At 59.3% G+C, this 24,919-nt stretch carries 21 protein-coding genes; 13 read left to right on the top strand and 8 right to left on the bottom strand.

The window, feature by feature from the left end:
* Nucleotides 1-160 precede the first annotated feature (160 nt).
* Nucleotides 161-1,228, top strand: a complete 1,068-nt coding sequence (qhpR, locus tag FJW00_RS06695; RefSeq protein WP_046101340.1) for an AraC-like transcriptional regulator QhpR — start codon at nt 161-163, stop codon at nt 1,226-1,228.
* On the opposite strand, the gene FJW00_RS06690 is transcribed toward qhpR, so the two are convergent.
* The 3 genes from FJW00_RS06690 to sbcD form a co-directional block, all read right to left on the bottom strand.
* Nucleotides 1,225-1,614 (bottom strand): cell envelope integrity TolA C-terminal domain-containing protein, encoded by a 390-nt coding sequence (locus FJW00_RS06690; RefSeq protein WP_140923323.1) that lies wholly within the window; start codon nt 1,612-1,614, stop codon nt 1,225-1,227. The two genes, qhpR and FJW00_RS06690, sit on opposite strands and share 4 nt — an antisense overlap.
* A gap of 309 nt (nt 1,615-1,923) precedes the next feature.
* Entirely contained in the window at nt 1,924-5,598 is a 3,675-nt protein-coding gene (locus FJW00_RS06680) for an AAA family ATPase (protein ID WP_140923322.1), read from the bottom strand.
* The gene (sbcD, locus tag FJW00_RS06675; protein ID WP_140923321.1) at nt 5,595-6,791 is read right to left on the bottom strand and encodes an exonuclease subunit SbcD; all 1,197 of its coding nucleotides are present in this window, start codon (nt 6,789-6,791) and stop codon (nt 5,595-5,597) included. The genes FJW00_RS06680 and sbcD overlap by 4 nt, the downstream gene beginning before the upstream one ends.
* 197 nt (nt 6,792-6,988) lie before the next feature.
* Here sbcD and phoB point away from each other — a divergent pair, with 197 nt between their 5' ends.
* From phoB to proY, 6 genes are all read left to right on the top strand, one after another.
* Complete coding sequence (phoB, locus tag FJW00_RS06670; protein WP_009091780.1) at nt 6,989-7,678, top strand: phosphate response regulator transcription factor PhoB; 690 nt, start codon at nt 6,989-6,991, stop codon at nt 7,676-7,678.
* A gap of 14 nt (nt 7,679-7,692) precedes the next feature.
* Nucleotides 7,693-9,006: a phosphate regulon sensor histidine kinase PhoR gene (gene phoR / locus FJW00_RS06665; RefSeq protein ID WP_009091779.1), complete on the top strand. Its 1,314-nt coding sequence runs from the start codon at nt 7,693-7,695 to the stop codon at nt 9,004-9,006.
* A 19-nt stretch (nt 9,007-9,025) separates the two neighbouring features.
* Nucleotides 9,026-9,946: a PstS family phosphate ABC transporter substrate-binding protein gene (locus tag FJW00_RS06660; protein ID WP_140923320.1), complete on the top strand. Its 921-nt coding sequence runs from the start codon at nt 9,026-9,028 to the stop codon at nt 9,944-9,946.
* Between the two features lie 164 nt (nt 9,947-10,110).
* A complete protein-coding gene (locus FJW00_RS06655; RefSeq protein WP_140923319.1) occupies nt 10,111-11,217 on the top strand; it encodes a cobalamin-independent methionine synthase II family protein in 1,107 nt (368 codons plus the stop codon).
* Nucleotides 11,218-11,609: 392 nt separating this feature from the next.
* Nucleotides 11,610-12,929, top strand: coding sequence for a branched-chain amino acid transporter carrier protein BrnQ (gene brnQ, locus FJW00_RS06650; RefSeq protein ID WP_009091772.1), 1,320 nt, complete (start codon nt 11,610-11,612; stop codon nt 12,927-12,929).
* A gap of 70 nt (nt 12,930-12,999) precedes the next feature.
* Nucleotides 13,000-14,352, top strand: a complete 1,353-nt coding sequence (proY, locus tag FJW00_RS06645; RefSeq protein WP_009091770.1) for a proline-specific permease ProY — start codon at nt 13,000-13,002, stop codon at nt 14,350-14,352.
* A gap of 392 nt (nt 14,353-14,744) precedes the next feature.
* Here proY and FJW00_RS06640 read toward each other — a convergent pair whose 3' ends face one another.
* The 3 genes from FJW00_RS06640 to FJW00_RS06630 all read right to left on the bottom strand — a co-directional run bounded on the left by FJW00_RS06640 (nt 14,745) and on the right by FJW00_RS06630 (nt 17,603).
* Complete coding sequence (locus tag FJW00_RS06640) at nt 14,745-16,001, bottom strand: histidine-type phosphatase (RefSeq protein WP_140923318.1); 1,257 nt, start codon at nt 15,999-16,001, stop codon at nt 14,745-14,747.
* Nucleotides 16,002-16,814: an inositol monophosphatase family protein gene (locus tag FJW00_RS06635; RefSeq protein WP_140923317.1), complete on the bottom strand. Its 813-nt coding sequence runs from the start codon at nt 16,812-16,814 to the stop codon at nt 16,002-16,004.
* A 207-nt stretch (nt 16,815-17,021) separates the two neighbouring features.
* Nucleotides 17,022-17,603: an acyl carrier protein phosphodiesterase gene (locus FJW00_RS06630; protein ID WP_111208103.1), complete on the bottom strand. Its 582-nt coding sequence runs from the start codon at nt 17,601-17,603 to the stop codon at nt 17,022-17,024.
* 103 nt (nt 17,604-17,706) lie between these two features.
* Here FJW00_RS06630 and queA point away from each other — a divergent pair, with 103 nt between their 5' ends.
* The 5 genes from queA to secF all read left to right on the top strand — a co-directional run bounded on the left by queA (nt 17,707) and on the right by secF (nt 23,189).
* On the top strand, nt 17,707-18,777 hold the full coding sequence (gene queA / locus FJW00_RS06625) for a tRNA preQ1(34) S-adenosylmethionine ribosyltransferase-isomerase QueA (RefSeq protein ID WP_009091763.1): 1,071 nt from the start codon (nt 17,707-17,709) through the stop codon (nt 18,775-18,777).
* A 79-nt stretch (nt 18,778-18,856) separates the two neighbouring features.
* Entirely contained in the window at nt 18,857-20,005 is a 1,149-nt protein-coding gene (tgt, locus tag FJW00_RS06620; protein ID WP_046101348.1) for a tRNA guanosine(34) transglycosylase Tgt, read from the top strand.
* Complete coding sequence (yajC, locus tag FJW00_RS06615; protein WP_009091760.1) at nt 20,005-20,337, top strand: preprotein translocase subunit YajC; 333 nt, start codon at nt 20,005-20,007, stop codon at nt 20,335-20,337. Before tgt ends, yajC begins: the two co-directional genes overlap by 1 nt.
* Before the next feature lie 25 nt (nt 20,338-20,362).
* Nucleotides 20,363-22,210 (top strand): protein translocase subunit SecD, encoded by a 1,848-nt coding sequence (gene secD / locus FJW00_RS06610; RefSeq protein WP_009091758.1) that lies wholly within the window; start codon nt 20,363-20,365, stop codon nt 22,208-22,210.
* A gap of 10 nt (nt 22,211-22,220) precedes the next feature.
* Nucleotides 22,221-23,189: a protein translocase subunit SecF gene (gene secF / locus FJW00_RS06605; RefSeq protein ID WP_009091756.1), complete on the top strand. Its 969-nt coding sequence runs from the start codon at nt 22,221-22,223 to the stop codon at nt 23,187-23,189.
* Between the two features lie 60 nt (nt 23,190-23,249).
* Here secF and FJW00_RS06600 read toward each other — a convergent pair whose 3' ends face one another.
* Nucleotides 23,250-23,828: a SadB/YajI family lipoprotein gene (locus FJW00_RS06600; RefSeq protein WP_046101349.1), complete on the bottom strand. Its 579-nt coding sequence runs from the start codon at nt 23,826-23,828 to the stop codon at nt 23,250-23,252.
* Between the two features lie 16 nt (nt 23,829-23,844).
* Nucleotides 23,845-24,282 carry a peptidoglycan-binding protein LysM gene (lysM, locus tag FJW00_RS06595; RefSeq protein WP_009091752.1) on the bottom strand — a complete coding sequence of 146 codons (438 nt, stop codon included), beginning with the start codon at nt 24,280-24,282 and terminating at the stop codon, nt 23,845-23,847.
* Nucleotides 24,283-24,467: 185 nt separating this feature from the next.
* Between lysM and nrdR the strand changes: the two genes are divergently transcribed.
* Nucleotides 24,468-24,917, top strand: coding sequence for a transcriptional regulator NrdR (gene nrdR / locus FJW00_RS06590; protein ID WP_009091750.1), 450 nt, complete (start codon nt 24,468-24,470; stop codon nt 24,915-24,917).
* Nucleotides 24,918-24,919 lie beyond the last annotated feature (2 nt).

The following is a 24,919-nucleotide window of genomic DNA, read 5'->3' as shown; positions in this document are numbered from 1 at the left end:
CGCCGCCACAGTGCCCGACAGCCGGGTGGCGCAGCGGAAGAGGCGGCCGGGAGGCGGGATGCGGTTGCGCCCGTGCCGCCTGCGGCTGGCTTCGGGAAACTGGTATGGAAATTGCTGTCAGTAACAGGGGTGATCCACCTTTCTACTCACAGAGGCGACCATGAATCCGACACTGATCAAGCCCGATGCGTTTGCTGCCTGCTCGGCAGCCGCAGAAGCTGGCAATCACGGCGTACTGGCTGCGGCAGCGACTGGCCTGAGCGACTTTATTCATACTCAGGGCGGCGACGCGGACCGCATCTTCGGTATCAGCGGCATCGATCCGGAGCGCCTTGCCAGCCCGACGCTGAGCCTCGGGCTGGTTAACTACTGTCGGGTACTGGAAGAGGCGGCCCGACACTCCGGTTCTGATAACTTCGGTTTGCACTACGGCAGGCAGTTTAAACCGCAGTCATTAGGCCTGATTGGCTACATCGGTCTCTGTTCCACCACGCTGGAACAGGCGCTGCACAATGTGGTCAACGCGTTTCCCTGGCATCAGCACGACACGCTGACGCGTCTGGTGGATAAGGGGGAGTGCTGGCGGCTCGACTATCAGGTGCGCCACGGGGCGATTCTGTCGCGCCGTCAGGATGCGGAGCTGACGCTGGGCATGTTTATGAATCTGATCCGCCACGTGGCGGGCAAACACTGGGCGCCGCGCGAAGTGCACTTTGAACATCCGCGCCCCGGCCAGTGGCACGATCACTGCAAAGTCTTTGATGCGCCGGTCTGGTTCGATCAGCCCTTCAATTCACTGGTGATCCCGAAGCGCGATCTGCTGCGCGCCATGCCGGAGAGCGATCCGATCCTGCTGACGGTGATGCAGGATGCGATCCGGCGGCTTAATCGTGGCACGTCGCAGCAGAGCATGATTGAGCAGGCGCGTTCGCAGGTCAATCTGTCGCTGATGCAGGGGGAGCCGGTGCTGGAAGAGGTGGCGGATAAGCTGGGGCTGTCGAGCTGGTCACTGCAGCGGCGGCTGCGCGAAGAGGGCAGCAGCTTCACCGCGCTGGTGGATCAGGTGCGCTGCGAAATGGCGACACACTACCTGCAACAGAAGCAGCTGCCGATTTCAGAAATGGCGCTGCTGCTGGGCTACTCGGAAGTCAGTGCTTTTTCGCGCGCGTTCCGTCGCTGGTTCGGTATCAGTCCGCGTCAGTGGCGTCAGGAGGGACTGGCCAGCTAACCGCGCGGCGCAAAGCCGAACCACGCGGGTTGTCCGGGCTCCGGCGGTGGCGGAAGGCCGCGGGTCTGCGCCACCAGCTGCCATGCGCGCAGGCAGAGCGCTTCATCACCCTGGGTCTGGGTCACCGCATAACGTCCACTCCGTTGCCACTCCATTCGTACCAGACATTGCTGGCCCGCATAACGGGCTGCATCCCGGAAGTCCCGGTTCAGCACCGGCTGCATTTGATGCGTCCAGTGACAGGATTTGCTGTCAGGATCTTTCTCCGGCTGACAGAGGTTTGCCACGCTATCCCGTTGCTTTATTACAGGTTGCTGGCAGGCGCTGAGCGAGATGGCAACAATCACACCCGGCAACATCCGCCTCACTACATTAATCAAATTCATTTAACTGGCCCATCTCCCCTTAAAGATCTTCCGGTCTGCTGCCGACAGTCTACAGACCGGCCTGCTGAATGCTATGGCATTCCTCCGACTGTCAGCAGAACCAGAATTTACCGCCCCGGTGCGGACGATCTCCCTTTCACGTTTTGGATGAGAAAGGCAGAAAAACAGGCCTTTGCGGCACTCTCCCGGTTGACGGCGGGCGGTGCCTTCCATGCCAGCAAACCCGCCTTGATTCTGGTGCTGCCTGCGGATAACGGCTCGCCGGATGTCAGCGCCGCGCATCGCTTAACCTCCCGGCTGACGCGCCCGTTATCCCTGGGGCAGCTCCAGCTGGCTGTATCCCAGCCCGTTCATCTTGCGCACTTTAATCTGCACCGGGATACGCTCCTTCATCGCCTCGACGTGGCTGATCACCCCGATGGTTTTGCCGCTGGCGTTGAGCGCATCCAGGGCATCCAGCGCGGTGTCGAGCGTCTGGGCATCCAGCGTGCCGAATCCTTCATCCAGAAACAGCGATTCGATGCGCGTTTTGTGGCTCACCAGATCGGATAACGCCAGGGCCAGCGCCAGACTGACCAGGAAGCTCTCCCCGCCCGACAGGGTGCGGGTATCGCGCGCGGCGTCAGCCTGCCAGGTGTCAACCACATCCAGCTCCAGCTGATCCTGCGCCCGCCGCTGCAGCAGATAGCGGCCATGCAGCCGGTCGAGCTGACGGTTAGCGAGCGCGACCAGATGATCCAGCGTCAGCCCCTGGGCGAAACGCCGGAATTTATCGCCGCTGGCGGAGCCGATCAGGTCGTTGAGCAGGCTCCACTGCGCCAGCGCCACCCCATCCTGTTCTATCTGTGTCATCAGACTCTGCTGCCGGGCACGCAGGCTGGCGTCGCTGTGCAGCTGCTGCTGAATCTGACCCTGCTGGCTGGCGTTGTCGCGCAGCGCCAGCCGTAACTGCTCCAGCTGCTGCGCCAGCGCCTCGGCAGATTCCGGCATCGCATCGGGCTTTGCCTGCTGATGGGCGCTGAGCCGCTGACGCAGATCCGCCCGTCGCGCCTGCTGCTGCTGGCACTGCTGATCGAGCTGCTGCAGCTGCTGGCGCAGTTGCAGCGCACTCTGCTCATCCAGCAGCGCCGCGCGCAGGCTGGCTTCATCGGCAAATCCGGCGCGCGCCAGTGACTGCTGCAGTGTGCTTTCCGCCTCTGCCAGTTTGCTGCTGAGGGTCTGACGCTGATTTTCCAGCCCCGCCAGCTCACCCTGCAGGCGACTGACCTCGGCCTGCGCCTGTTGCAGGGCGGTGAGCTGCTGTGCCAGCTGTTCATCGGCGTGCTGAACGCGGGCCTGCAGCTGCTGACGGGCGAGGGTGACCTCGCGATCGCCAAACAGCGCCAGACGCTGCTGACGCATTTCGCTGAGCTGCGCCTGGCTCTGCTGCTGCTGCTGCTGACGAATCGTGAGCTGCTGCTGTTCCTGTTCAGCCTGCTGCTGCAGGGCAGTGAGCTGGGTTTCCCCTTTTAACAGCTGCGGCTGCAGGTTAGCGAGCAACTGCTCACTCTCCTGCCAGCGCTGCCAGCGCCGCTGTTGCTCCGCCAGCCACGCAGCGCGATCGGTGGCAGCGGGCAGGGCAAGATGGTGGGCGCTGAACTGCTGCTCCAGACGGCTCTGCAACTGCTCCCAGGCCTGCTGTTCCTGCTGCTGACGCTGTTGCAGCACATCCAGCGCCTGTAGCTGGCTGGTCAGGGACTGCTGCGCCAGCTGTTCGGCCTGCTGCTGCTGCTGCCAGGCCTGTAGCTGCTGAAGATGGTGATCTTTCGCAGCCTGACGCGCCTGTTCAGCGGCTTCCTGAGCCTGTCGCTGCTGCTCAAGCTGACTTTCACGGTCGCTTTGCTGCTGCTGCCACCTGGCTAAGGCCTCGCGATCGGCAAGCGGGAAAGTAAGTGCCAGCTCACCGCTCAGAACCTGCCATTGCTGCTCAAGCTGCTCAAGCTGTTGCTGCATCCCGGCGATTTCCTCGCGCAGCGTCTGCTGCTGTACCGCAGACTGCTTCAGCTGTTCGTTTTTTGCCGTGCCCGCTTCGCGCAGTGCCTCGGTTTGTTGTTGCAGCGCAGCCCGGCGCTGCTGGTTAGCACTGACTTCCAGTGTGCTGTAGGCCCCGACGGCGGGATGGGTGCAGGAGCCGCACAGCGGGCAGGGCTGATCGGCGGTGAGCCGGGCGCGGTAGTCGCTGAGATCGACAATCTGCTGCTCCAGCGCGCAGATTTTTTCCACATCGTCCAGCTGCTGTTTTTCGCGTTTCCACGTCTCACGCAGCGTCTGCAATTCCGCTTCACTCTGCTGATGCGCTTTTTCCAGCGCGTGTAGCCTTTGCTGGCGCTGGTCCAGCTGCTGGTGCAGCGGCTGCCACTGCGTTGAGAGCAGCAGCAGTTGCTGACGCGCCGGACGGCTGCTCTGCAACTGGCTTAACGCCTGACGCAGTGCAGCAGGCGGATGCTGCTCCTGAAGCGAAGTTAGTGCTTGCTCCGCCTGCGACAGCGCCTCGCGGGCCTGTTGCTCCGCCTGCTGGCGCGGCAGTGCCTGTCGGGCCTGCTGCTGCTGTTCCGCCTGCTGGGTGGCGATCTGCTGTTGCTGCTGATTGCGCTGTTGCGTCAGTCCCGCCAGCGTCGCCTCACGCTGTGCCAGCAGGGCAAAGTTCTCCTGCCACAGCGGCAGCGAAGCCCCCCAGTGCGCCAGATCGGTCAACTGCTCACGTAACTGATGCTGTTCAGCCATCGCCTGCTTCAGGCGGGTCACCTGACGGGTCTGCTCCGCCAGGGTAGCCTGAGTCTGATCAAGATGCTGTTGCTGACGGGCGTTTTCCTGCTGCTGCTCCTCATTGTGCTGCTGCAGGGCGCTGATGCGCTGATCCAGCGGCAACACCTGTTCCGTCAGCAGGGTCTCCTGCTGCTGCTGTTCCTGCTGTGCCTGCTGGCGGGCAAGCTGGGTGGCCGCATAGCGCTGCTGATGCTGCTGATGCTGGCTCTGCGCCTGCTGCTGCTGATCCGTCAGCTGCTGACAGCGATGCGAGACCTGCTGCTGCTCGGTACGCAGGGCGTCGCGCTGCTGCAGCGCGCCCCGCAGTTTTTCAGCCGGTTCACTGCGTGCCAGCCGCTGGCGATCTGGCTCAGCGGCCTGTAAGGCCGCGCTGGCCTGCTGCACCGCCGCCTCGGCCTGCTCACTCTCCCGCTGCAGCTGCTGCGCCTGTTGCTGCCACTGCTGTTGCTGCTGCGCCTGCTGATAGTGGCTGCTGAGCTGCTCTTCCGCCTGGGTCAGCCCGGTCAGCTGCTGTTGCAGCGCCTCGCGCGCCTCACTCTCCAGCAGGGTCATCGCGCCCGCCTGGCTGCGCAGCAGGTCCAGCTGGGTTTTCGCCTCTTTGTGGCGCTCATAAATGGCGGCTGAGATCAGGCCGTAAATTTCGGTGCCGGTCAGCTCTTCGAGAAGTTCGGCGCGTTCACTGGCTCTGGCATTGAGAAACGCGGCGAACTGGCCCTGAGAGAGCATCATCGAGCGGGTGAAGCGTTCAAAATCGAGCCCGGAGAGGGTTTCCGTCAGCTTCAGCTTGTCACCCACCTTATCGGCCACGATGGTGTTGTCGGCGCAGCGTGCCAGCTCAACGCGCGGGGCCTGCAGCTTGCCGTCGGCGGCACCGCGCGCGCGGTTCTGACTCCAGAAGGCGCGCCAGGCTTCACCCTTAATCTCAAACTCCACCTCAGCCAGACACTCCGCGCAGTCGCGGGTCATCAGCGGGTTCTGGCTCTGGGAGATCGCGCCCAGGCGCGGCGTCTGGTGGTAGAGCGCCAGGCAGATGGCATCCAGCAGGGTGGTTTTTCCGGCACCGGTGGCACCGGTAATGGCGAACAGGCCGTTGCTGGCAAAAGGTTCGGCGCGGAAATCGATAAACCATTCACCGCGCAGGGCATTCAGATTTTTAAAACGTAGCGTAAGGATCTTCATTGGGTCTCTTCCATGGCGGCCAGCGTCTGACGAAACAGGGTGGTCATCTGATCGATCTGCTCCGCCTCTAAGCCCTCATCCAGCGCCAGCCGGCGGGCGAAGACCTCTTCCACCTTCAGCTCGCTCAGGGTTTCATTGTCAAGCCGCGCCAGGCTCTGCTGCCGCTGTTCACGGCTGCGGCGCAACAGCAGCACCTCGACGGGCAGCGTGGCGGTCAGCGTTTCCACCTGCCGTTGCAGATCGCTGAGGTACTCCTGGGTTGTGACTTCGATATCGAGCCAGATCGGTTTCTCCGGCTGCTGCCCGCTGAAGGCGTTTAACTGTTCAGCAATCTGCGCCAGCGATCCTTTCAGCGCCTGCATCGGCTGAGTCTGCGGCACCACCAGCGGGGTGACCGCCTGCAGGCCGCTGGCCGTCAGCTCCAGCAGGAAGACGCTTTTTTCACTGCTCAGCTCATCAAAACTCAGCGGGATCGGTGAGCCGCTGTAGCGGATATGCTCGCTGCCGGCGACGCGCTGCGCGCGATGAATATGGCCCAGCGCAATATAGTCGGCGGCGGGAAAGGCGCTGGCCGGGAAGGCGTCCAGCGTGCCGATATAGATGTCACGCACCGAATCGCTCTGGCTGACGCCGACGGTGGTGAGATGGCCGGTGGCGATCACCGGCAGCGCATGGCCCAGAGCCTGCGCTGCGGCGAAACGCTGCTGATAGTGGTGAGCGATCGCCTCCAGCAGCGAGGTCTGCTTGTCGCGTCCCGACTGACCCGCCCGGCTGCGCAGGATGTCGCGCGGCCGCAGGTAGGGAATCGCACAGAGCAGCGCCCCCGGTTCACCCTGACGGGTGTTGAGCAGCAGCACATCATCGTCCTGCGGGGTGGCGATTACCCGGGTATTGAGACAGGCGAGCAGCTCGCGCGACTCATTCAGCGTCGCCACGGAGTCGTGGTTGCCCGCCAGCACAATCAGCTGACAGCCGCTGGGCTGCACCGCCACCACAAAACGGTTGAACATTTCGCGCGCGTAGCTGGGCGGCGTGCCGGTATCAAACAGATCGCCCGCGATAATCAGCACATCCACCTGATGCTGTTCAATCTGGATCAACAGCCAGTCGAGAAACGCCTGATGTTCGGCCGCCCGGCTTTTGTTGTAGAAGAACTGCCCCAGATGCCAGTCCGCAGTGTGAATAATGCGCATGATGAGTCCCTGCCGTTGTGATTCGCCCGGCGATTATACTGGCTCTGCGGCCAAAGCAAAAAAGAGTCGCTGCACTGTCATAATTGATTACCTATGTGGTTACAGGCAGGTTATGTTTTTCATAAAAGTGTCACAAATCTGACGCATAATGGCGCCGCGAATCTCAGTGACAGCCGTCATAATCAGCAGGAGAAATAATGGCTAAGCGCATTTTGGTTGTGGAGGATGAAGCCCCCATCCGTGAAATGTTGTGTTTTGTTCTGGAGCAGAACGACTATCAGCCAATCGAGGCGGAAGATTATGACAGCGCCGTGGCCAGGCTGATCGAACCCTGGCCCGATCTGATTCTGCTGGACTGGATGTTACCGGGCGGCAGCGGCATTCAGTTTATCAAACACCTGAAGCGTGAGGCGATGACGCGCGACATTCCGGTCATGATGCTGACCGCCCGTGGCGAAGAGGAAGATCGGGTGCGCGGGCTGGAAGTGGGCGCGGATGACTACATTACCAAGCCTTTTTCCCCTAAAGAGCTGATGGCGCGCATTAAAGCGGTGATGCGCCGTATTTCACCAATGGCGGTGGAAGAGGTGATCGAGATGCAGGGGCTGAGTCTGGACCCCTCGTCGCATCGCGTGATGTCCGAAACCACGCCGCTGGAGATGGGCCCGACCGAATATAAACTGCTGCACTTCTTTATGACGCACCCGGAGCGCGTTTACAGCCGCGAACAGCTGCTGAACCACGTCTGGGGCACCAATGTGTATGTGGAAGATCGCACCGTTGATGTTCACATCCGCCGTTTACGTAAAGCGCTGGAGATCTCCGGCCACGATCGCATGGTACAAACCGTTCGCGGAACAGGGTATCGTTTCTCTGCCCGCTACTGAACGGAGCCTTTACCGTGCTGGAACGCCTCTCCTGGAAGAGATTACTGACAGAACTGCTGCTGGCCTGTCTGCCCGCGCTGCTGCCTGGCCTGCTGTTTGGCGGGCTGGCATGGTGGCTGCTGCTGAGCGTGCTGCTGGTGCTGCTGTGGCATTTTCATAATCTGATGCGGCTGTCACACTGGCTGTGGCTCGACCGCACCATGACGCCCCCTGCCGGGCGTGCCAGCTGGGAGCCGCTCTTCTATGGGCTTTACCAGATGCAGCTGCGCAACCGGCGGCGGCGGCGCGAACTGGGCAATCTGATCAAGCGTTTCCGCAGCGGTGCCGAATCGCTGCCGGATGCGGTGATCCTCACCACCGAAGAGGGCACCATTTTCTGGTGCAACGGACTGGCGCAGCAGCACCTTGGCCTGCGCTGGCCGGAAGATAATGGCCAGAACATCCTCAACCTGCTGCGTTACCCCGAATTCTCCCGCTATCTTCGCCAGCGCGATTTTGATAAACCCCTGACGCTGGTGCTGAACAATAAACTGCACATGGAATTTCGCGTCATGCCCTACAGTGAAGGGCAGTGGCTGCTGGTGGCGCGCGATGTGACGCAGATGCATCAGCTGGAAGGGGCGCGCCGCAACTTCTTTGCCAATGTCAGCCATGAGCTGCGCACCCCGCTTACGGTGCTGCAGGGCTATCTGGAGATGATGAACGACTCGGTGATGAGCGAACCTTCGCGCAGCAAAGCGCTGCACACCATGTCGGAGCAGACGCGCCGCATGGACAGCCTGGTTAAGCAGCTGCTGACGCTGTCGCGCATCGAAGCGGCCCCGGCGATCGACCTGAAAGAGAAGGTCGATGTGCCGGTGATGCTGAAACTGCTGCAGCATGAAGCCGCGACGCTGAGCGGCGGCCGCCACGACATCCATTTCCACACCGATCCCCATCTGAAAGTGTTCGGCAACGATGAACAGCTGCGCAGCGCCATCTCCAATCTGGTTTACAACGCGGTGAACCACACGCCAGAGGGCACGCGGATCGATATCAGCTGGCTGCGCGGCAAACAGGGCGCGATTTTCCGGGTCTGTGACAACGGGCCGGGGATCGCGCCGGAACACATCCCGCGGCTGACCGAGCGTTTCTACCGGGTCGACAAGGCGCGCTCACGCGCCACCGGTGGCAGCGGGCTGGGGCTGGCGATTGTGAAACATGCCCTGAGCCACCACAACGCGCGGCTCGATATCACCAGCGTGCCGCATAAGGAGACCTGCTTTACCTTTACGCTGCCGGCAAGGTTGATTGTCAGCAGTGTGATGCAGGAGAATGCCGTTCATTAACCGCTGCCGGAACTCTGCCATGCGCCTGCTTCTTCTCTTCCTCATTACGCTGCTGCCGGGACTGGCGCTTGCTCAGCCCGGCACGCTCGCCGGCAATCTCAGCAGTGTCGGGTCTGATACGCTGGGCTATCTGATGACCCTCTGGAGCGAGGATTTCAGCCGCCAGGCTCCGGGCGTCAACGTGCAGGTGCAGGCCTCAGGCTCTTCTACGGCCCCGACCGCGCTGGCGGCGGGGGCGGCGCAACTCGGCCCGATGAGCCGCCCGATGCAGGCAGATGAACGCCAGGCGTTTGAAGCGCGCTACGGCTACCCGCCGCTGGCGGTACCGGTGGCCATGGATGCGCTGGTCGTCGTGGTCAACCAGCGCAATCCGCTGCAACAGATTGCGCCCTCGCAGCTTGATGCCCTCTTTTCAGTCACCCGCCTGTGCGGTGCACACAGTGTGCCGCGGTTCTGGGGCGATCTTGGCTTAACCGGCGCTGAGTGGCGTAAACGGCCGATTCAGCGCTATGGCCGCAACTCCGCCTCCGGTACCTGGGGTTTCTTCAAGCAGCAGGCGCTCTGCAAGGGCGATTTTCGCCGCGACGTGGCGGAGTTTCCCGGCTCGGCTGCGGTGGTGCAGGCGGTGGCCGGGAACCCGTGCAGCATTGGCTACGCCAGTTTTGGCTTTCATCTCAGCGGGGTCAAAATGCTGGCGGTGAAGAACGATCAGGGGCAGGCGATTGCCCCGGATGCGGAGGCTATCCGCAGTGGCCGCTATCCCTGGGCGCGTCCGCTCTATCTCTATGTCAATAAAGCACCCGGAAAGCCGCTGCCGCCGCTGGTGGCCGCGTTTCTGCAGCAGGTGCTTTCCGCGCAGGGACAGCGTCGGGTCAGTGAGGCGGGCTACCTGCCGCTCTCTGACACGCAGATGGCGCAGGCGCGTGCAGCCCTGCAGTAATCCTCTAAGTTGAATTTTTTTCATCATCGCTGAATTTTCTTCAGTTGCAGACTGAGGCCACTCATGTCACTCTGCATTCAGACATATAGCCATCCAGATGGCTATTTATATCAGAATGCAATTATTTCCTGCCGCAATGATTGGCAGGAGAGACAGGAGTGATCATGCAAAGAGAAACCGCCCCGTTCCGTGCCGATACCGTTGGCAGCTTCCTCCGTCCCGCCGCGATTAAACAGGCGCGCGAACAGTTTGCGGCCGGCGAGATTGATGCGGCAGCGCTGCGTCAGGTGGAAGATGCGGCCATCCGCGATGTGGTGGCTAAGCAGCGTGAGAACGGCCTGAAAGTCGTGACTGACGGTGAGTTTCGTCGCGGCTGGTGGCACTTCGATTTCTTCTACGGCCTGGACGGCGTCGAGAGCTATGAAGCGGAGCAGGGCATTCAGTTCAATGGCGTGCAGACCAAAGCGCACGGTGTGAAAGTGGTAAGCAAGCTCGGCTTTCCGGCCGATCACCCGATGCTGGACCATTTCCGCTTCCTGCAGGGCGTTGCCGGTGATGCGGTGCCGAAGATGACCATTCCCAGCCCCAGCGTGCTGCACTTCCGTGGCGGTCGCAAAGTGATCGACGCGGAGGTCTATCCCGATCTGGCGGACTATTTCGACGATCTGGCGCAGACTTACAAACAGGCGATTCAGGCGTTTTACGCGGCGGGCTGTCGCTATCTGCAGCTGGATGACACCGTCTGGGCTTACCTCTGCTCGGAAGATCAGAAGCGGGATATCCGGGCGCGTGGTGACGATCCGGCGCAGCTGGCGCAGACCTATGCCCGGGTGCTGAACAAAGCGCTGGAGGATAAACCGGCCGATCTGACCGTGGGTCTGCATGTCTGTCGCGGTAATTTCCGCTCAACCTGGATCTCAGAGGGCGGTTACGGACCGGTCGCTGAAATCCTGTTCGGCAGCGTCAACGTAGATGCTTTCTTCCTGGAGTATGACAATGCCCGTTCCGGCGGCTTCGAGCCCCTGCGCTTCATTAAGCCCGGTCATCAGCAGGTGGTGCTGGGGCTGATCACCACGAAAGTGGGAGAGCTGGAAGATCCGGCGCAGGTGAAATCCCGGCTGGAAGAGGCGGCGCAGTTTGTGAGTCTGGAGCAGATCTGCCTCAGTCCGCAGTGCGGCTTTGCGTCGACCGAAGAGGGCAACAGCCTCAGCGAAGCCGAGCAGTGGCAGAAGATTCGACTGGTTGTCGATATCGCGAAACAGGTCTGGTAAGGCTGTAACGTTGTGCAGACAGGCGCGTAAAACGCGCCTTTTGTGTATCTGCCGGTGCGTTTATGCGGATATTTCCCACCGTCTGTCTGTTTTTCAGGCACATCATCTTGTGTGCCTGTGCCAAAAATCAACGCTATCCTCTGTCATTTGAAAAAATGGCGGGATAAGCTTCTGGTTTTCCGATCCCGTATTGCCTTTCTCCGCTATAAACGTTTTACTTAGCGCCGTTGTCGATCCATCCCTCTGTGAACAGAATAAAAGCAGCTCAAATCACCTGCACTTTTCCCTGCGACGAGCATAATGCGCTGAGACACTCAGTCAGGTCGCGGCTTATATGCAGCGAGGGGGACAACACAAACCCAACTTCCACCGCAACATCAGTGACAGGCCGTATGACACATCGTTTAACTTCGAAGGACATTCTCGCGCTGGGCTTTATGACATTCGCCCTGTTTGTTGGCGCGGGCAACATCATTTTCCCTCCTATGGTGGGTATTCAGTCTGGCGAACACGTCTGGACTGCCGCTATCGGATTTCTGCTTACCGCTGTGGGTCTGCCCGTGATGACCGTGATCGCGCTGGCCCGTGTCGGCGGCGGCGTGGATGCGCTCAGCAGCCCGATCGGCAAGGTGGCGGGCATCGTGCTGGCCACCGTCTGCTATCTGGCGGTCGGGCCCCTGTTTGCCACCCCGCGAACGGCGACGGTCTCATTTGAGATGGGCATCGCCCCCCTGACCGGTGAAGGCGCGCTGCCGCTGTTTATCTACAGCCTGATCTACTTTGTGCTGGTGATTGGCGTGTCGCTCTATCCCGGCAAACTGCTCGACACGGTAGGGCACTTCCTGGCACCCCTGAAAATCGTTGCGCTGACCATACTGGGCGTCGCCGCGCTGTTGTGGCCGGCAGGCGGGACGATCACCGCTACGGCTGATTATCAGCGAGCGGCCTTCTCCAGCGGTTTCGTCAACGGTTACCTGACCATGGATACCCTGGGCGCGCTGGTGTTTGGCATCGTGATTGTTAACGCCGCCCGTTCGCGTGGCGTGGACAATGCTGCACTGCTGACCCGCTATACCGTACTGGCAGGACTGATTGCCGGTCTGGGCCTGACGCTGGTCTACCTCTGCCTGTTTAAACTGGGGGCGGGCAGCGGCGCGCTGGTGGATCAAAACGCTAACGGCGCAGCGATTCTGCACGCCTATGTTCAGCACACCTTTGGCAACATGGGCAGCTTCTTCCTGGCCGCTCTGATCTTCGTCGCCTGCATGGTGACCGCGGTGGGCCTGACCTGTGCCTGTGCGGAATTTTTTGCGCAATACCTGCCGTTATCGTATAAAACGCTGGTGTTTATTCTGGGTCTGTTCTCTATGGTGGTGTCGAATCTCGGCCTGAGCCACCTGATTCAGATCTCCATCCCGGTACTGACGGCGATCTATCCGCCCTGTATCGTGCTGGTGGTGCTGAGTTTCACCCTCAACTGGTGGAACAAGAGCAGCCGGATTATCGCGCCTGCAATGCTGGTAAGCCTGCTGTTTGGTATTGTCGATGCGATTAAAACGACCGGGTTTAAAGATTTGCTGCCGGCTTTCAGCCAGCATCTGCCGCTGGCCGACCAGGGTCTCGCCTGGCTGCCGCCGTCGCTGGTGATGCTGTTGATTGCCGCTGTGGTTGATCGGGTGAAAGGGCCTGAACAGGTGACGGCTCACTCGTAACAGTCAGCACGGTTTTTTCTTTAACCACGGGCTTGCCCGTGGTTTTTTCATTTCACAGGTACAGGTTGTTATGCAAGAAACCAATAAGCTCAAACGCGGACTGAGCACGCGCCACATCCGCTTTATGGCGCTGGGATCGGCGATTGGCACCGGGCTCTTTTACGGTTCCGCTGACGCGATTAAAATGGCCGGGCCGAGCGTGCTGCTCGCCTATATCATCGGCGGGGCAGTGGCTTACATCATCATGCGCGCGCTGGGTGAGATGTCGGTCAATAATCCTCAGGCCAGCTCCTTCTCCCGTTACGCCCAGGACTATCTGGGGCCGATGGCCGGATACATCACCGGCTGGACCTACTGTTTTGAAATCCTGATTGTGGCGATTGCCGATGTGACGGCGTTTGGCATCTATATGGGCGTCTGGTTCCCGGAGGTGCCGCACTGGATTTGGGTGCTGAGCGTGGTGCTGATCATCGGGGCGGTTAACCTGATGAGTGTCAGGGTGTTTGGCGAAGTGGAGTTCTGGTTCTCCTTCTTCAAGGTCGCCACCATTATCGTGATGATTCTGGCCGGTTTCGGCATGATTATCTGGGGGATCGGCAACGGCGGGCAGCCAACCGGTATCCATAACCTCTGGACCAACGGCGGCTTCTTCGCTCACGGCGTGGTCGGCATGCTGCTGTCGCTGCAGATGGTGATGTTCGCCTATGGCGGCATCGAAATCATCGGCATCACCGCCGGGGAAGCGAAAGAGCCGGAGAAGTCGATTCCGCGCGCGATCAACTCGGTGCCATGGCGCATTCTGGTCTTTTATGTCGGCACGCTGTTTGTGATTATGTCGATCTACCCGTGGAACCAGGTGGGGACGTCGGGCAGCCCGTTTGTGCTGACCTTCCAGCATCTGGGGATCGCTGCGGCCGCCTCGATTCTCAACTTCGTGGTGCTGACCGCGTCACTTTCGGCGATTAACAGCGATGTCTTTGGCGTGGGCCGTATGCTGCACGGCATGGCGCAGCAGGGCCATGCGCCGAAGGTCTTCATGAAGGTTTCCGCACGCGGCATTCCGTGGGTGACGGTCGTGGTGATGATGTTCGCCATGCTGATCGCGGTCTATCTCAACTACCTGATGCCTGAGAAAGTCTTCCTGGTGATCGCCTCGCTGGCGACCTTTGCTACGGTGTGGGTCTGGATCATGATCCTGCTGTCGCAGATCGCGTTCCGCCGCAAAATTGGCAAAGAGGCGGCCGGTAAGCTGCTGTTCGCCTTGCCGGGCGGCAGCTGGACCGCTGGCGTCGGCGTCGCCTTCCTCTGCTTTATTATCGGCCTGATTGGTTATTTCCCCGATACCCGCATTTCACTCTACGTGGGTATGGTGTGGATTGTACTGTTGCTGCTGGGCTATAAGCTGGTGCGCAAGCCACGCTAATCTTCCGTTCTGCTCTCCCGATTCACGGGGGAGCGGAACCGGCAATCTCCCGCCTTCATTCTCTTTTCCTCCCGCCTTAATTTCTCAAAGGACGCGCAGTCAGCGCAGAATAAAAGTATTTCCCGGCAGACGGCGTCAGACAGGCCTGAATGGCCAGACAAGGGGAGGGTAAAAGGAAATAAAAAACGGCGAAACCAGTCGCCGAAAGAATCTAAATATTACAGGAAAAAATGTATAAAGGGATGATTGACGGGGCTATCGTAAAACAAAACGCGGGGCGCTGAAAGCCAGCCGGATTTAATTAAGAAAAGGGCGGAATAGCGCTAATTAACAGGGATTAACATTATTCAGACCGCGTTTTTATTGCGGCCTGAATATGATTAGCCACAGACTCAGGGCAATATAACGGAAACCGGCAGCGTAGCGCTGTTGTCGATGTTTTTCTGCAGTTGTGTCAGCGTGGATTGATAAGGGCAGAGCAGGCCCACACTGGTATCCCTGCAGCCAGGCTGATGCCACGCCTGATGTAATAACGGGTGTTTTTCATCAACCGGTTGCAGCCGGCGGAGATCATCCAGGCTTTGCGCCTGAAAGTAGATCTGTAAAAAACGTTCCCCGCTTCGCGTGTCGCGCCAGCGCTCCAGCACCAGACTGCCGCCCGGCGGAATATTCCCGCGTGAATAACCTGGCAACGCCCAGTCAAAGCCCATCAGCGTGCGCACCATGGCAATATTGGTGTCGTGCGCCACCAGAATTAACCAGCGGGTCGGCGACGTGTCGGAACCAATCGCCTGCAGCATTGTGCTGAGGAGGATCGAGCCACGCCGCTGGGCCAGATAGAGGATATCGTTACTGAGGTCGTAGTTTGCGGTCAGCAGTGGCAGCAGCGAGGTGATCTGCGCCGCCGAGGTGATGTGTCCCCAGGCGAGTTGATCAGACGGCAGATTTTCGCTGTAGCCCAGGCGCAGCGTCTCCACCATGCTGGCCATCGCGCTCAGCCCCTCAACGTAACTGCCGCCGTCGCGGGTCTGTCTGAACTGCCAAGGGCGATCGAAGAACGTGCAGCGGGACGCAGGCGGGCAGACCGCCGCTCTGAGCTGCTGAATTGCCGGTTGCAGCTGCTTTTGCCGCTGTGCCAGATCGCCTGCCTTCTGCTGCTTAGCCGCCAGCGCCCGGGCGGGATCGATGTGGGTGAGGGGCAGTTTGTCGCTCTGAAACAGGGGATCGACCTCGCCCGCGACGTGATGCACCGGCACGCCGCAGCCGGGAAAGGCGCCGTCAGTCAGTGCCGCCGCGGTGGCGCGGGTGCGCTGCAACGGACTGGCCCGCACGTAGACCTGCGCCGCATCGGGGCAGCCCGCCGCCAGCAGGCCGAGCTGGCGATAGTGTTCGCCCTGCCAGCGCCCCTTATTCACGACCGCGCTGTAGCCATGTCCGGTCAGCTCCCCATCGGCGGTGGTCCACACCGTCCAGGATTGCTCACTGGCCGCCTCAATCTCTTTGCGGTTTCCCGGCGTCGGTGGCCGCACGCCGTGGCGGCTCAGCTCGACCACCTTCTCCAGCTGATACTCAGCCGCCTGTGACGTCGTGCTCAGCAGACAGAGAGCGGCAAGAATAAGGGCGCACCGACGCAGCCGTAACCGGATCATCTACTCATCCAGAGCGGGATTACCCGCCAGCGCTTTAATCTGTGGATAGAGGGCCGCATTGGCCAGCAGAACCGGATTACCGTTTTTCAGCCCGTCGTTACGCAGGTAGTCGTTGGTGACGCCGCCCGCTTCGCGCATCAGGACAATGCCCGGCAGACTATCCCAGGGATGCATGTGCGCTTCGTAATAGCCAATCAGGCGTCCAGCAGCAGCCCAGGCGCTGGTCAGCGCGCCGGACCCCACCCGAATAAACATGCCACCCTGCTCAATCAGGCCGGTGATGAGGCGCGAGACGCTTTCGCCGCCGGTGCGGCTGGAGTTGCTGATACCCAGCAGCCCCTCGTTAAGCCGCTCTGCCGCATGGACCTGCAGGCGGCTTTCGTTAAGCCACGCCCCGTGGTTTTTGCGGGCATGAAACAGCTCCTGATGATTGGGGTCGCAGATCACGCCGATCACCGGTTCGCCCTCGCAGACCACCGCCAGCGACACGCACCAGTTAGGCAGGCCGTTGACGAAGCAGGCGGTGCCGTCGATGGGATCGATGACCCAGACAAAAGGGGCGCCCTGAACCTCGCCACCGCTCTCTTCGCCATAGACGGCATCGTCAGGAAAACGTTCAGCGATTAATGTTTTAAGCAGCGCTTCCACGTTGCGGTCAGCCTCGCTCACCACATCCTGTAAATCCCTTTTGTGTTCCACCACCAGTGTCTGACGCTGCTGATACCATGACAGGGCCCGGCTGCCCGCCGCACGGGCGATGTCGCAGGCGTAACGGTAACGCGCGTCAATTTCAGATTGCGAAGCGGATGACATCTTTTCCTCTTATGATTTTGTGCCATAACGAACGGAAGGCGCGCCTGAACAGGCGGTCTGGCTGTGCTGTTAACGTAACTATTGTTAAGAAAGGCTTCATTAAGCCGCAGTTAGCGGGCAATGGCAAGATGGCGCAGGGGCGGACGACGGGCTTTTTCAGCGGGCAGGCGCCTGCGCCCGCCCGGCGCGGCAGCAGAGGATCGGGTTTTACAGGGTGCGGCTGGTCGCCAGCGCCATTAAACGCGGATAAAAAACAAAAAACAGCGCTTCCAGCTGATCGTAGTGTTCAGTGAAATCCTGATAGGAGTCGCGCAGTGCTGCCAGACGCGGACGGCGGCTGGCCATGCCGTGCAGGACCCGCTCAAGCCGCGCGGGCTGGGCATAATGCTCAAACCAGCGCTCGCGCCACATCACCGCGTTAAGTTCCTGAAAATCGACCGGCGTCTCCGCCAGGTGCGGCACGATTTCGCGCTCGGCGGCGGCAGAAAACTGCGCCAGCGTCTGACCGGGCATGAACTGCTGCCAGTGACGGGCCAGAAAATGGTCCCAGATGACGTCCAGCGTAATCGGGGCCACGCGATAGGTTTCAGCACGGAACAGCTGACGGGCGCTGCGCACTTCCGGCAGCGTGTCGGTCATGACGTCAAGACGCCGGTGCATGAGAATGCCGTCTGCGACAGGCGCAGACCAGTGCTGGTGCGGGTTACCCCGCACAAAGTCAGCCATTAGATTGCCGAGCAGGGAGCTGTCGGCCAGCTGAGCCAGATGGAGATGAGCAAGAAAGTTCATGCCGCATTATAGGCTGAACTGCCTTTGCGCAGCCAGCTGTTCAGAATTGGTCGATTTTCCGCTAAACTGTGCCGCCTGTTTTTGCCTGAGAAAGAACACTTCAATGCGTGTCGCCGATTTTGCTTTTGAATTGCCCGAATCCCTGATTGCTCACTATCCCCAGGCGCAGCGCAGCGGCTGCCGTCTGCTGTCGCTCGACGGTCCCAGCGGCGCACTGACGCACGGGGTCTTTACCGACGTGCTGGATAAGCTGAATCCAGGCGATCTGCTGGTGTTCAACAATACCCGTGTGATCCCGGCGCGCGTCTTTGGCCGCAAAGCCAGCGGCGGCAAAATCGAGATGCTGGTCGAGCGGATGCTCGACGACAAGCGTGTGCTGGCACATGTGCGCGCCTCAAAAGCGCCGAAGCCGGGTGCAGCGCTGCTGCTGGGCGAAGATGAGAGTGTGAAAGCGACCATGGTGGCCCGCCACGATGCGCTGTTTGAGATTGAATTTGATGATGAGCGCGCGGTGCTCGATATCCTGAATAGCGTGGGCCATATGCCCCTGCCGCCCTATATCGATCGGCCGGACGAAGAGGCCGACCGCGAGCTTTATCAGACCGTCTACAGCGCCCGTCCGGGGGCCGTCGCGGCACCCACAGCCGGTCTGCATTTTGATGAGCCGCTGTTGCAGGCGCTGAAAGAGAAGGGCATTGAGATGGCGTTTGTGACGCTGCATGTCGGGGCGGGAACCTTCCAGCCGGTGCGTGTCGAAACCATCGAAGAGCATCACATGCACGCGGAATATGCCGAAGTACCGCAGGAGGTGGTTGATGCGGTGCTGGCCTGCAAGGCGCGCGGCAATAAGGTGGTTGCGGTGGGCACCACCTCCGTCCGGTCGCTGGAGAGCGCAGCCAAAGCGAGCCAGGATGCCCTGATCGCGCCATTCTTCGACGATACCCAGATTTTTATCTATCCGGGCTATGAGTATCAGGTGATCGACGCGCTCATCACCAACTTCCATCTGCCTGAATCGACCCTGATTATGCTGGTCTCGGCCTTCGCCGGGTATCAGCACACCATGGCCGCGTACCGCGCAGCCGTGGCTGAGCAATATCGTTTCTTCAGTTATGGCGACGCGATGTTTATCAGCAAAAATCCGCAGGCGCCGCTGGAAAAAGTGGGCGACTGATTTATCAACCGATAGCCGGAATCGCGCTCTGCGTGACAGAAGGCTATCTGCATCGGACTGTTTCTCCGATGGAGGCTTTGTGAAATTTGAACTTGATACCACAGACGGGCGCGCACGCCGTGGCCGTCTGATTTTTGATCGCGGCGTGGTGGAAACCCCGGCGTTTATGCCCGTTGGCACCTATGGCACCGTCAAAGGCATGACGCCGGAAGAGGTAGAGGATACCGGCGCGCAGATCATTCTGGGGAATACCTTCCATCTCTGGCTGCGTCCGGGTCAGGAGATCATGAAACTGCACGGCGATCTGCATGACTTTATGCAGTGGAAAGGGCCGATTCTGACCGACTCCGGTGGCTTCCAGGTCTTCAGCCTGGGCGACATCCGTAAAATCACCGAAGCGGGCGTGCATTTCCGTAACCCGATCAACGGCGATCCGATCTTCCTCGATCCGGAAAAATCGATGGAGATTCAGTATGACCTCGGTTCCGACATCGTGATGATTTTCGATGAGTGTACGCCTTATCCGGCGGACTGGGACTATGCCAAACGTTCAATGGAGATGTCGCTGCGCTGGGCACGACGCAGCCGTGACCGTTTTGACAGCCTCGGCAACAAAAATGCGCTGTTTGGCATTATCCAGGGCTCGGTTTACGAAGATTTACGAGATGTCTCGGTTAAAGGTCTGGTAGAGATTGGCTTTGATGGTTACGCTGTGGGCGGCCTGGCGGTGGGTGAACCTAAGCAGGACATGCACCGTATTCTTGAGCACGTCTGTCCGCAGCTTCCGCAGGATAAACCCCGTTATCTGATGGGCGTTGGCAAACCTGAAGATCTGGTTGAGGGCGTCCGTCGCGGCGTTGATATGTTCGACTGCGTGATGCCAACCCGTAATGCGCGCAATGGTCATCTGTTTGTGACCGAGGGCGTGGTGAAGATCCGCAACGCCCGCTACAAAGATGACACTGCGCCACTGGATGCGGAGTGTGACTGTTACACCTGTCGCAATTATAGCCGGGCCTACTTGTATCATCTCGACCGTTGTAACGAAATACTGGGCGCGCGTCTGAATACTATCCACAATTTGCGCTACTACCAGCGTCTGATGGCTGGTTTACGTCAGGCTATCGAAGAGGGTAGATTAGAGCGCTTTGTAACTGAGTTTTACCAACGGACGGGTAAAGAAGTTCCGCCTTTAACGTCTGACAATTCATCAATGAGGGAAATTTAATGAGCTTATTCATTTCTGACGCCGTGGCCGCAGCAGGCGCACCGTCTCAGGGAAGTCCGTATTCTCTGGTGATCATGCTGGTGGTGTTTGGTCTGATTTTCTATTTCATGATCCTGCGTCCGCAGCAGAAACGTGCGAAAGAGCACAAGAAGCTGATGGATTCCATCTCAAAGGGCGATGAAGTGTTAACCAGCGGTGGCCTGGTCGGTCGCGTCACAAAAGTCTCTGACACGGGCTACGTCGCTATCGCGCTGAATGACACCAACGAAGTGGTCATTAAACGTGATTTCGTTGCCGCCGTGCTGCCTAAAGGCACCATTAAGGCGCTGTAATTCTTTCTTCCCTAAGGGAACTGCCGTGTTAAACCGTTATCCTTTGTGGAAGTATGTGATGCTGGTCGTCGTGATTATCGTCGGCCTGCTCTATGCGCTTCCCAACCTCTATGGTGAGGATCCGGCCGTTCAAATCACTGGTGCGCGCGGAAGCGCCGCCAGTGAGCAGACGCTGGATCAGATTCAGTCCGCATTAAAACAGGACAATATCCAGAGCAAATCTGTTGCGCTGGAAAATGGTGCGATTACCGCGCGCTTCGCCAATACGGATGTGCAGTTACGCGCCCGTGAAGCGATCATGAAAGCGCTGGGTGAAGACTACGTCGTGGCGCTGAACCTCGCGCCTGCCACGCCCCGCTGGCTGACCATGCTGTCAGCAGAACCGATGAAACTCGGTCTCGACCTGCGTGGCGGCGTGCACTTCCTGATGGAAGTGGACATGGACACCGCACTCAGCAAACTGCAGGAGCAGAATGCTGATACGCTGCGTAGCGACCTGCGCGCCAAAAATATCCCCTATACCAACGTCAATAAAATCGCGAACTACGGCGTGGAAATTCGTTTCCGTGACGCCGCCAGCCGCGATGCGGCGATTTCCTGGCTCTCTTCCCGTCATCAGGATCTGGTGATCAACAGCAGCGGCAGCGATGCGCTGCGTGCCACCATGAGCGATGCCCGTCTCAGCGAAGCGCGTGAATATGCGGTTCAGCAGAACATCACGATTCTGCGTAACCGTGTAAACCAGCTGGGCGTGGCGGAACCGCTGGTTCAGCGTCAGGGTTCCGATCGCATCGTGGTGGAACTGCCAGGGATTCAGGACACGGCGCGCGCCAAAGAGATTCTGGGTGCGACCGCAACCCTGGAATTCCGTCTGGTGAACACCACCGTGGATCCGAGCGCAGCCGCCAGTGGCCGTGTGCCGGGTGACTCCGAAGTCAAAAAGATGCGTGACGGCCAGCCGGTCGTGCTCTACAAGCGGGTGATTCTGACCGGTGACCACATCACCGACTCGACCTCCAGCATGGATGAGTACAACCAGCCACAGGTGAACATTTCACTGGATGGCGCAGGCGGAAACATCATGTCGAACTTCACCAAGGACAACATCGGTAAACCGATGGCGACCCTGTTTGTGGAGTACAAAGACAGCGGTAAGAAAGATGCCAATGGCCGTTCCATTCTGGTGAAGCAGGAAGAGGTGATTAACGTCGCCAATATCCAGTCTCGCCTGGGGAACAGCTTCCGCATTACCGGTATCAACAATCCGAACGAAGCGCGTCAGCTGTCGCTGCTGCTGCGTGCCGGTGCGTTGATTGCGCCAATCCAGATCGTGGAAGAGCGCACTATCGGACCGACCATGGGTCAGCAGAACATTACTCAGGGTCTGGAAGCCTGCCTCTGGGGTCTGCTCGCGTCGATCCTGTTCATGGTGGTGTTCTACAAGAAGTTTGGTCTGATTGCGACCAGTGCGCTGCTGGTAAACCTGGTGCTGATTGTCGGCATCATGTCCCTGCTGCCGGGCGCGACCCTGACCATGCCGGGTATTGCCGGTATCGTGTTAACCCTGGCGGTGGCAGTGGATGCCAACGTACTGATTAACGAACGTATTAAAGAAGAGCTGCGCAACGGGCGCTCGGTTCAGCAGGCAATCCATGAGGGCTACAAAGGCGCCTTCTCCAGTATTGTCGATGCGAACGTGACCACCCTGATCAAAGTGATCATTCTTTACGCGGTCGGCACCGGTTCGATCAAAGGCTTTGCGATTACCACCGCTATCGGTATCGCGACCTCAATGTTCACCGCGATTATCGGTACCCGTGCCATTGTTAACCTGGTTTACGGTGGCAAACGCATCAACAAGCTGTCTATCTGAGGAGTGCGTTGTGGCACAGGAATATAACATTGAGCAGTTGAACCACGGGCGTAAAGTCGTCGACTTTATGCGCTGGGATACGCTGGCCTTCATCATTTCGGGACTGCTGATCGTCGCTGCGATTGCGATCGTGGGCGTGCGCGGTTTTAACTGGGGCCTCGATTTCACCGGCGGTACCGTGATTGAGATTGCGCTGGAAAAACCTGCCGACCTCGACACGCTGCGCAGCGATCTGGTAAAAGCGGGCTTTGACGAGCCGCTGGTGCAGAACTTTGGCAGCAGCCGTGACGTCATGGTGCGTATGGCACCGGTTACCGGTCCGGCAGGCACCGAAATAGGCAATAAAGTGGTGTCGGTGATTAACCAGACCACCCAGCAGAACGCGACCGTTAAGCGCATTGAGTTCGTAGGCCCGAGCGTGGGCAGCGACCTGGCGCAGGCGGGGGCGATGGCGCTGTTGTCTGCACTGATTGCGATTCTGATCTATATCGGTTTCCGCTTTGAGTGGCGTCTGGCACTGGGCACCGTGCTGGCGCTGGCGCATGACGTTATCATCACCTGCGGTCTGCTGGCGCTGTTCCGTATTGAAATCGACCTGACGATTGTTGCCTCACTGATGTCAGTGATTGGCTACTCGCTTAACGATAAAATCGTGGTCTCTGACCGTATTCGTGAAAACTTCCGCAAGATCCGTCGCGGCAGCGCTTACGATATTACCAACGTGTCCCTGACCCAGACCTTAAGCCGTACGCTGATTACCTCGCTGACCACACTGGCGATGATCCTCATCCTCTTCATCTTTGGTGGTGCGCTGCTGAAAGGCTTCTCACTGACCATGCTGATTGGTGTGACGATCGGTACGATTTCATCCATTTATGTCTCTTCGGCGCTGGCGCTGAAGCTGGGCATGAAGCGTGAACATATGCTGGTGCAGAAGGTTGAGAAAGAGGGCGCAGATCAGCCTTCTATCCTGCCGTAATCGCATGACAGAAATGAAAACGGGCAGCCCTGGGGCTGCCCGTTTTTTTTGCGCCGGCCGTCAGGGTAATGCCGGTGCAGCAGGTGGGGTCTGGGTCGGCACGTTGCCGGTCACGTTATGCACGCGGACGTAGCCGATCTGCTCCGGTGTCAGACCGCTGAGGCGCAGCGGGACGGTGACCGAATGCTGCGGCAGCAGGGAGGCAGGCACGGTGATGGTCTGACTCAGCGTGTCATTGCCGAGCGGCTTGCCGCTGGCGGGATCGAGTTCACCCCAGATCACCGTGGCGTTCAGCGCAGGCAACGGCTGTTCATCCATCGAACGCACCGTGAGGGTTGCCCGCGAGCCGCTCGCTTCAGCCGTGACGGGCGACAGCGTCAGTCGCAGCGTACCGAGCCGGGTCTGCAACGCCACGGGCGTATTGGCCTGTGGCAGCAGCCATGCTCCCTGCTGCGACTGGCTGTTCAGCTGTCCCTGAATCTCCAGCGCACTGGCTTGCGAGGTCAGGTGCTGCATCTGCTGATTAAGCTGACTGACTTCCTGATGCAGCTCTCTGACCTGCGGTGTGCTGGCGGTGCTGCTGCATCCGCTCAGCGTCACCAGAGAGAGCGCCACCGGAACCCAAACCATCCTGTTCATAAGTTATCCTTGTCCGTTATTTCGGGATGCGCAACACCTGACCAGGGTAGATCTTATCAGGGTGTGACAGCATCGGTTTGTTCGCTTCGAAAATCTTATTGTACTCATTGGCGTTGCCGTAGACCTGTTTCGAGATGGCGCTGAGCGTATCGCCTTTTTTCACCGTGTAGAGTTCGGACTCCGCTGCGCTGTCGGTGACGGTAACCTTGTCTTCCACTTTGGTAATGCCCGCGACGTTGCCCGCAGCGATCAGAATCTTCTCTTTCAGCTCCTGAGAGAGGCCATCGCCGGTCACCGTGACGGTATCGCCATTCACTTTGACATCAACCTTGTCGCTGTCGGGTAATCCGAGTTTGTTGATGTGCTCCTGCAGCTTTTTATTCTGGTCATCACCGCCATGCACGGCATCCCACAATTTCTCACCCGCTTCTTTCACAAAGTTAAACAGACCCATACAACCTCCAGTGTGTTAGTGGAAAATTTCAATTGCAGCCCTTAAAGCGTAGTCCCTTTTGCTGCAGACGAAATTTAGCATCGTTTATCCTGAGAGGTGAATCCTCTGAAAGGCACGAAGAGATTTTGTTGATTCGCAGTTCGCGCTACACTGTCTGACCCATCACTCTCGCGTCAGGAAACGTCATGCATTGCCCATTCTGCTCCGCTGTGGACACCAAAGTGATTGATTCTCGTCTGGTTAGTGAAGGCTCTTCGGTGCGCCGCCGCCGCCAGTGTCTGATGTGCCATGAGCGCTTTACCACCTTTGAGGTGGCAGAACTGGTGATGCCTCGCGTGGTGAAAAGCAATGACGTGCGCGAACCCTTCAATGAAGACAAAATGGCCAGCGGGATGATGAAGGCGCTGGAAAAGCGTCCGGTCAGCGCCGACGCGGTGGAAAGCGCCGTTAACCATATCAAAACCCAGTTGCGTGCCACGGGTGAACGGGAGATCCCCAGTAAGCTGATTGGCAACCTGGTGATGGATGAGCTGAAAAAACTCGATAAGGTGGCCTACATCCGCTTCGCCTCGGTTTACCGCAGCTTTGAAGATATCCGGGATTTTGGCGAAGAGATCGCCCGTTTACAGGATTAAAG

The organism is Pantoea anthophila, assembly GCF_006494375.1.
In the GTDB taxonomy this organism is placed as follows: domain Bacteria; phylum Pseudomonadota; class Gammaproteobacteria; order Enterobacterales; family Enterobacteriaceae; genus Pantoea; species Pantoea anthophila.
This window is presented reverse-complemented; position numbering and strand designations above follow the sequence as displayed.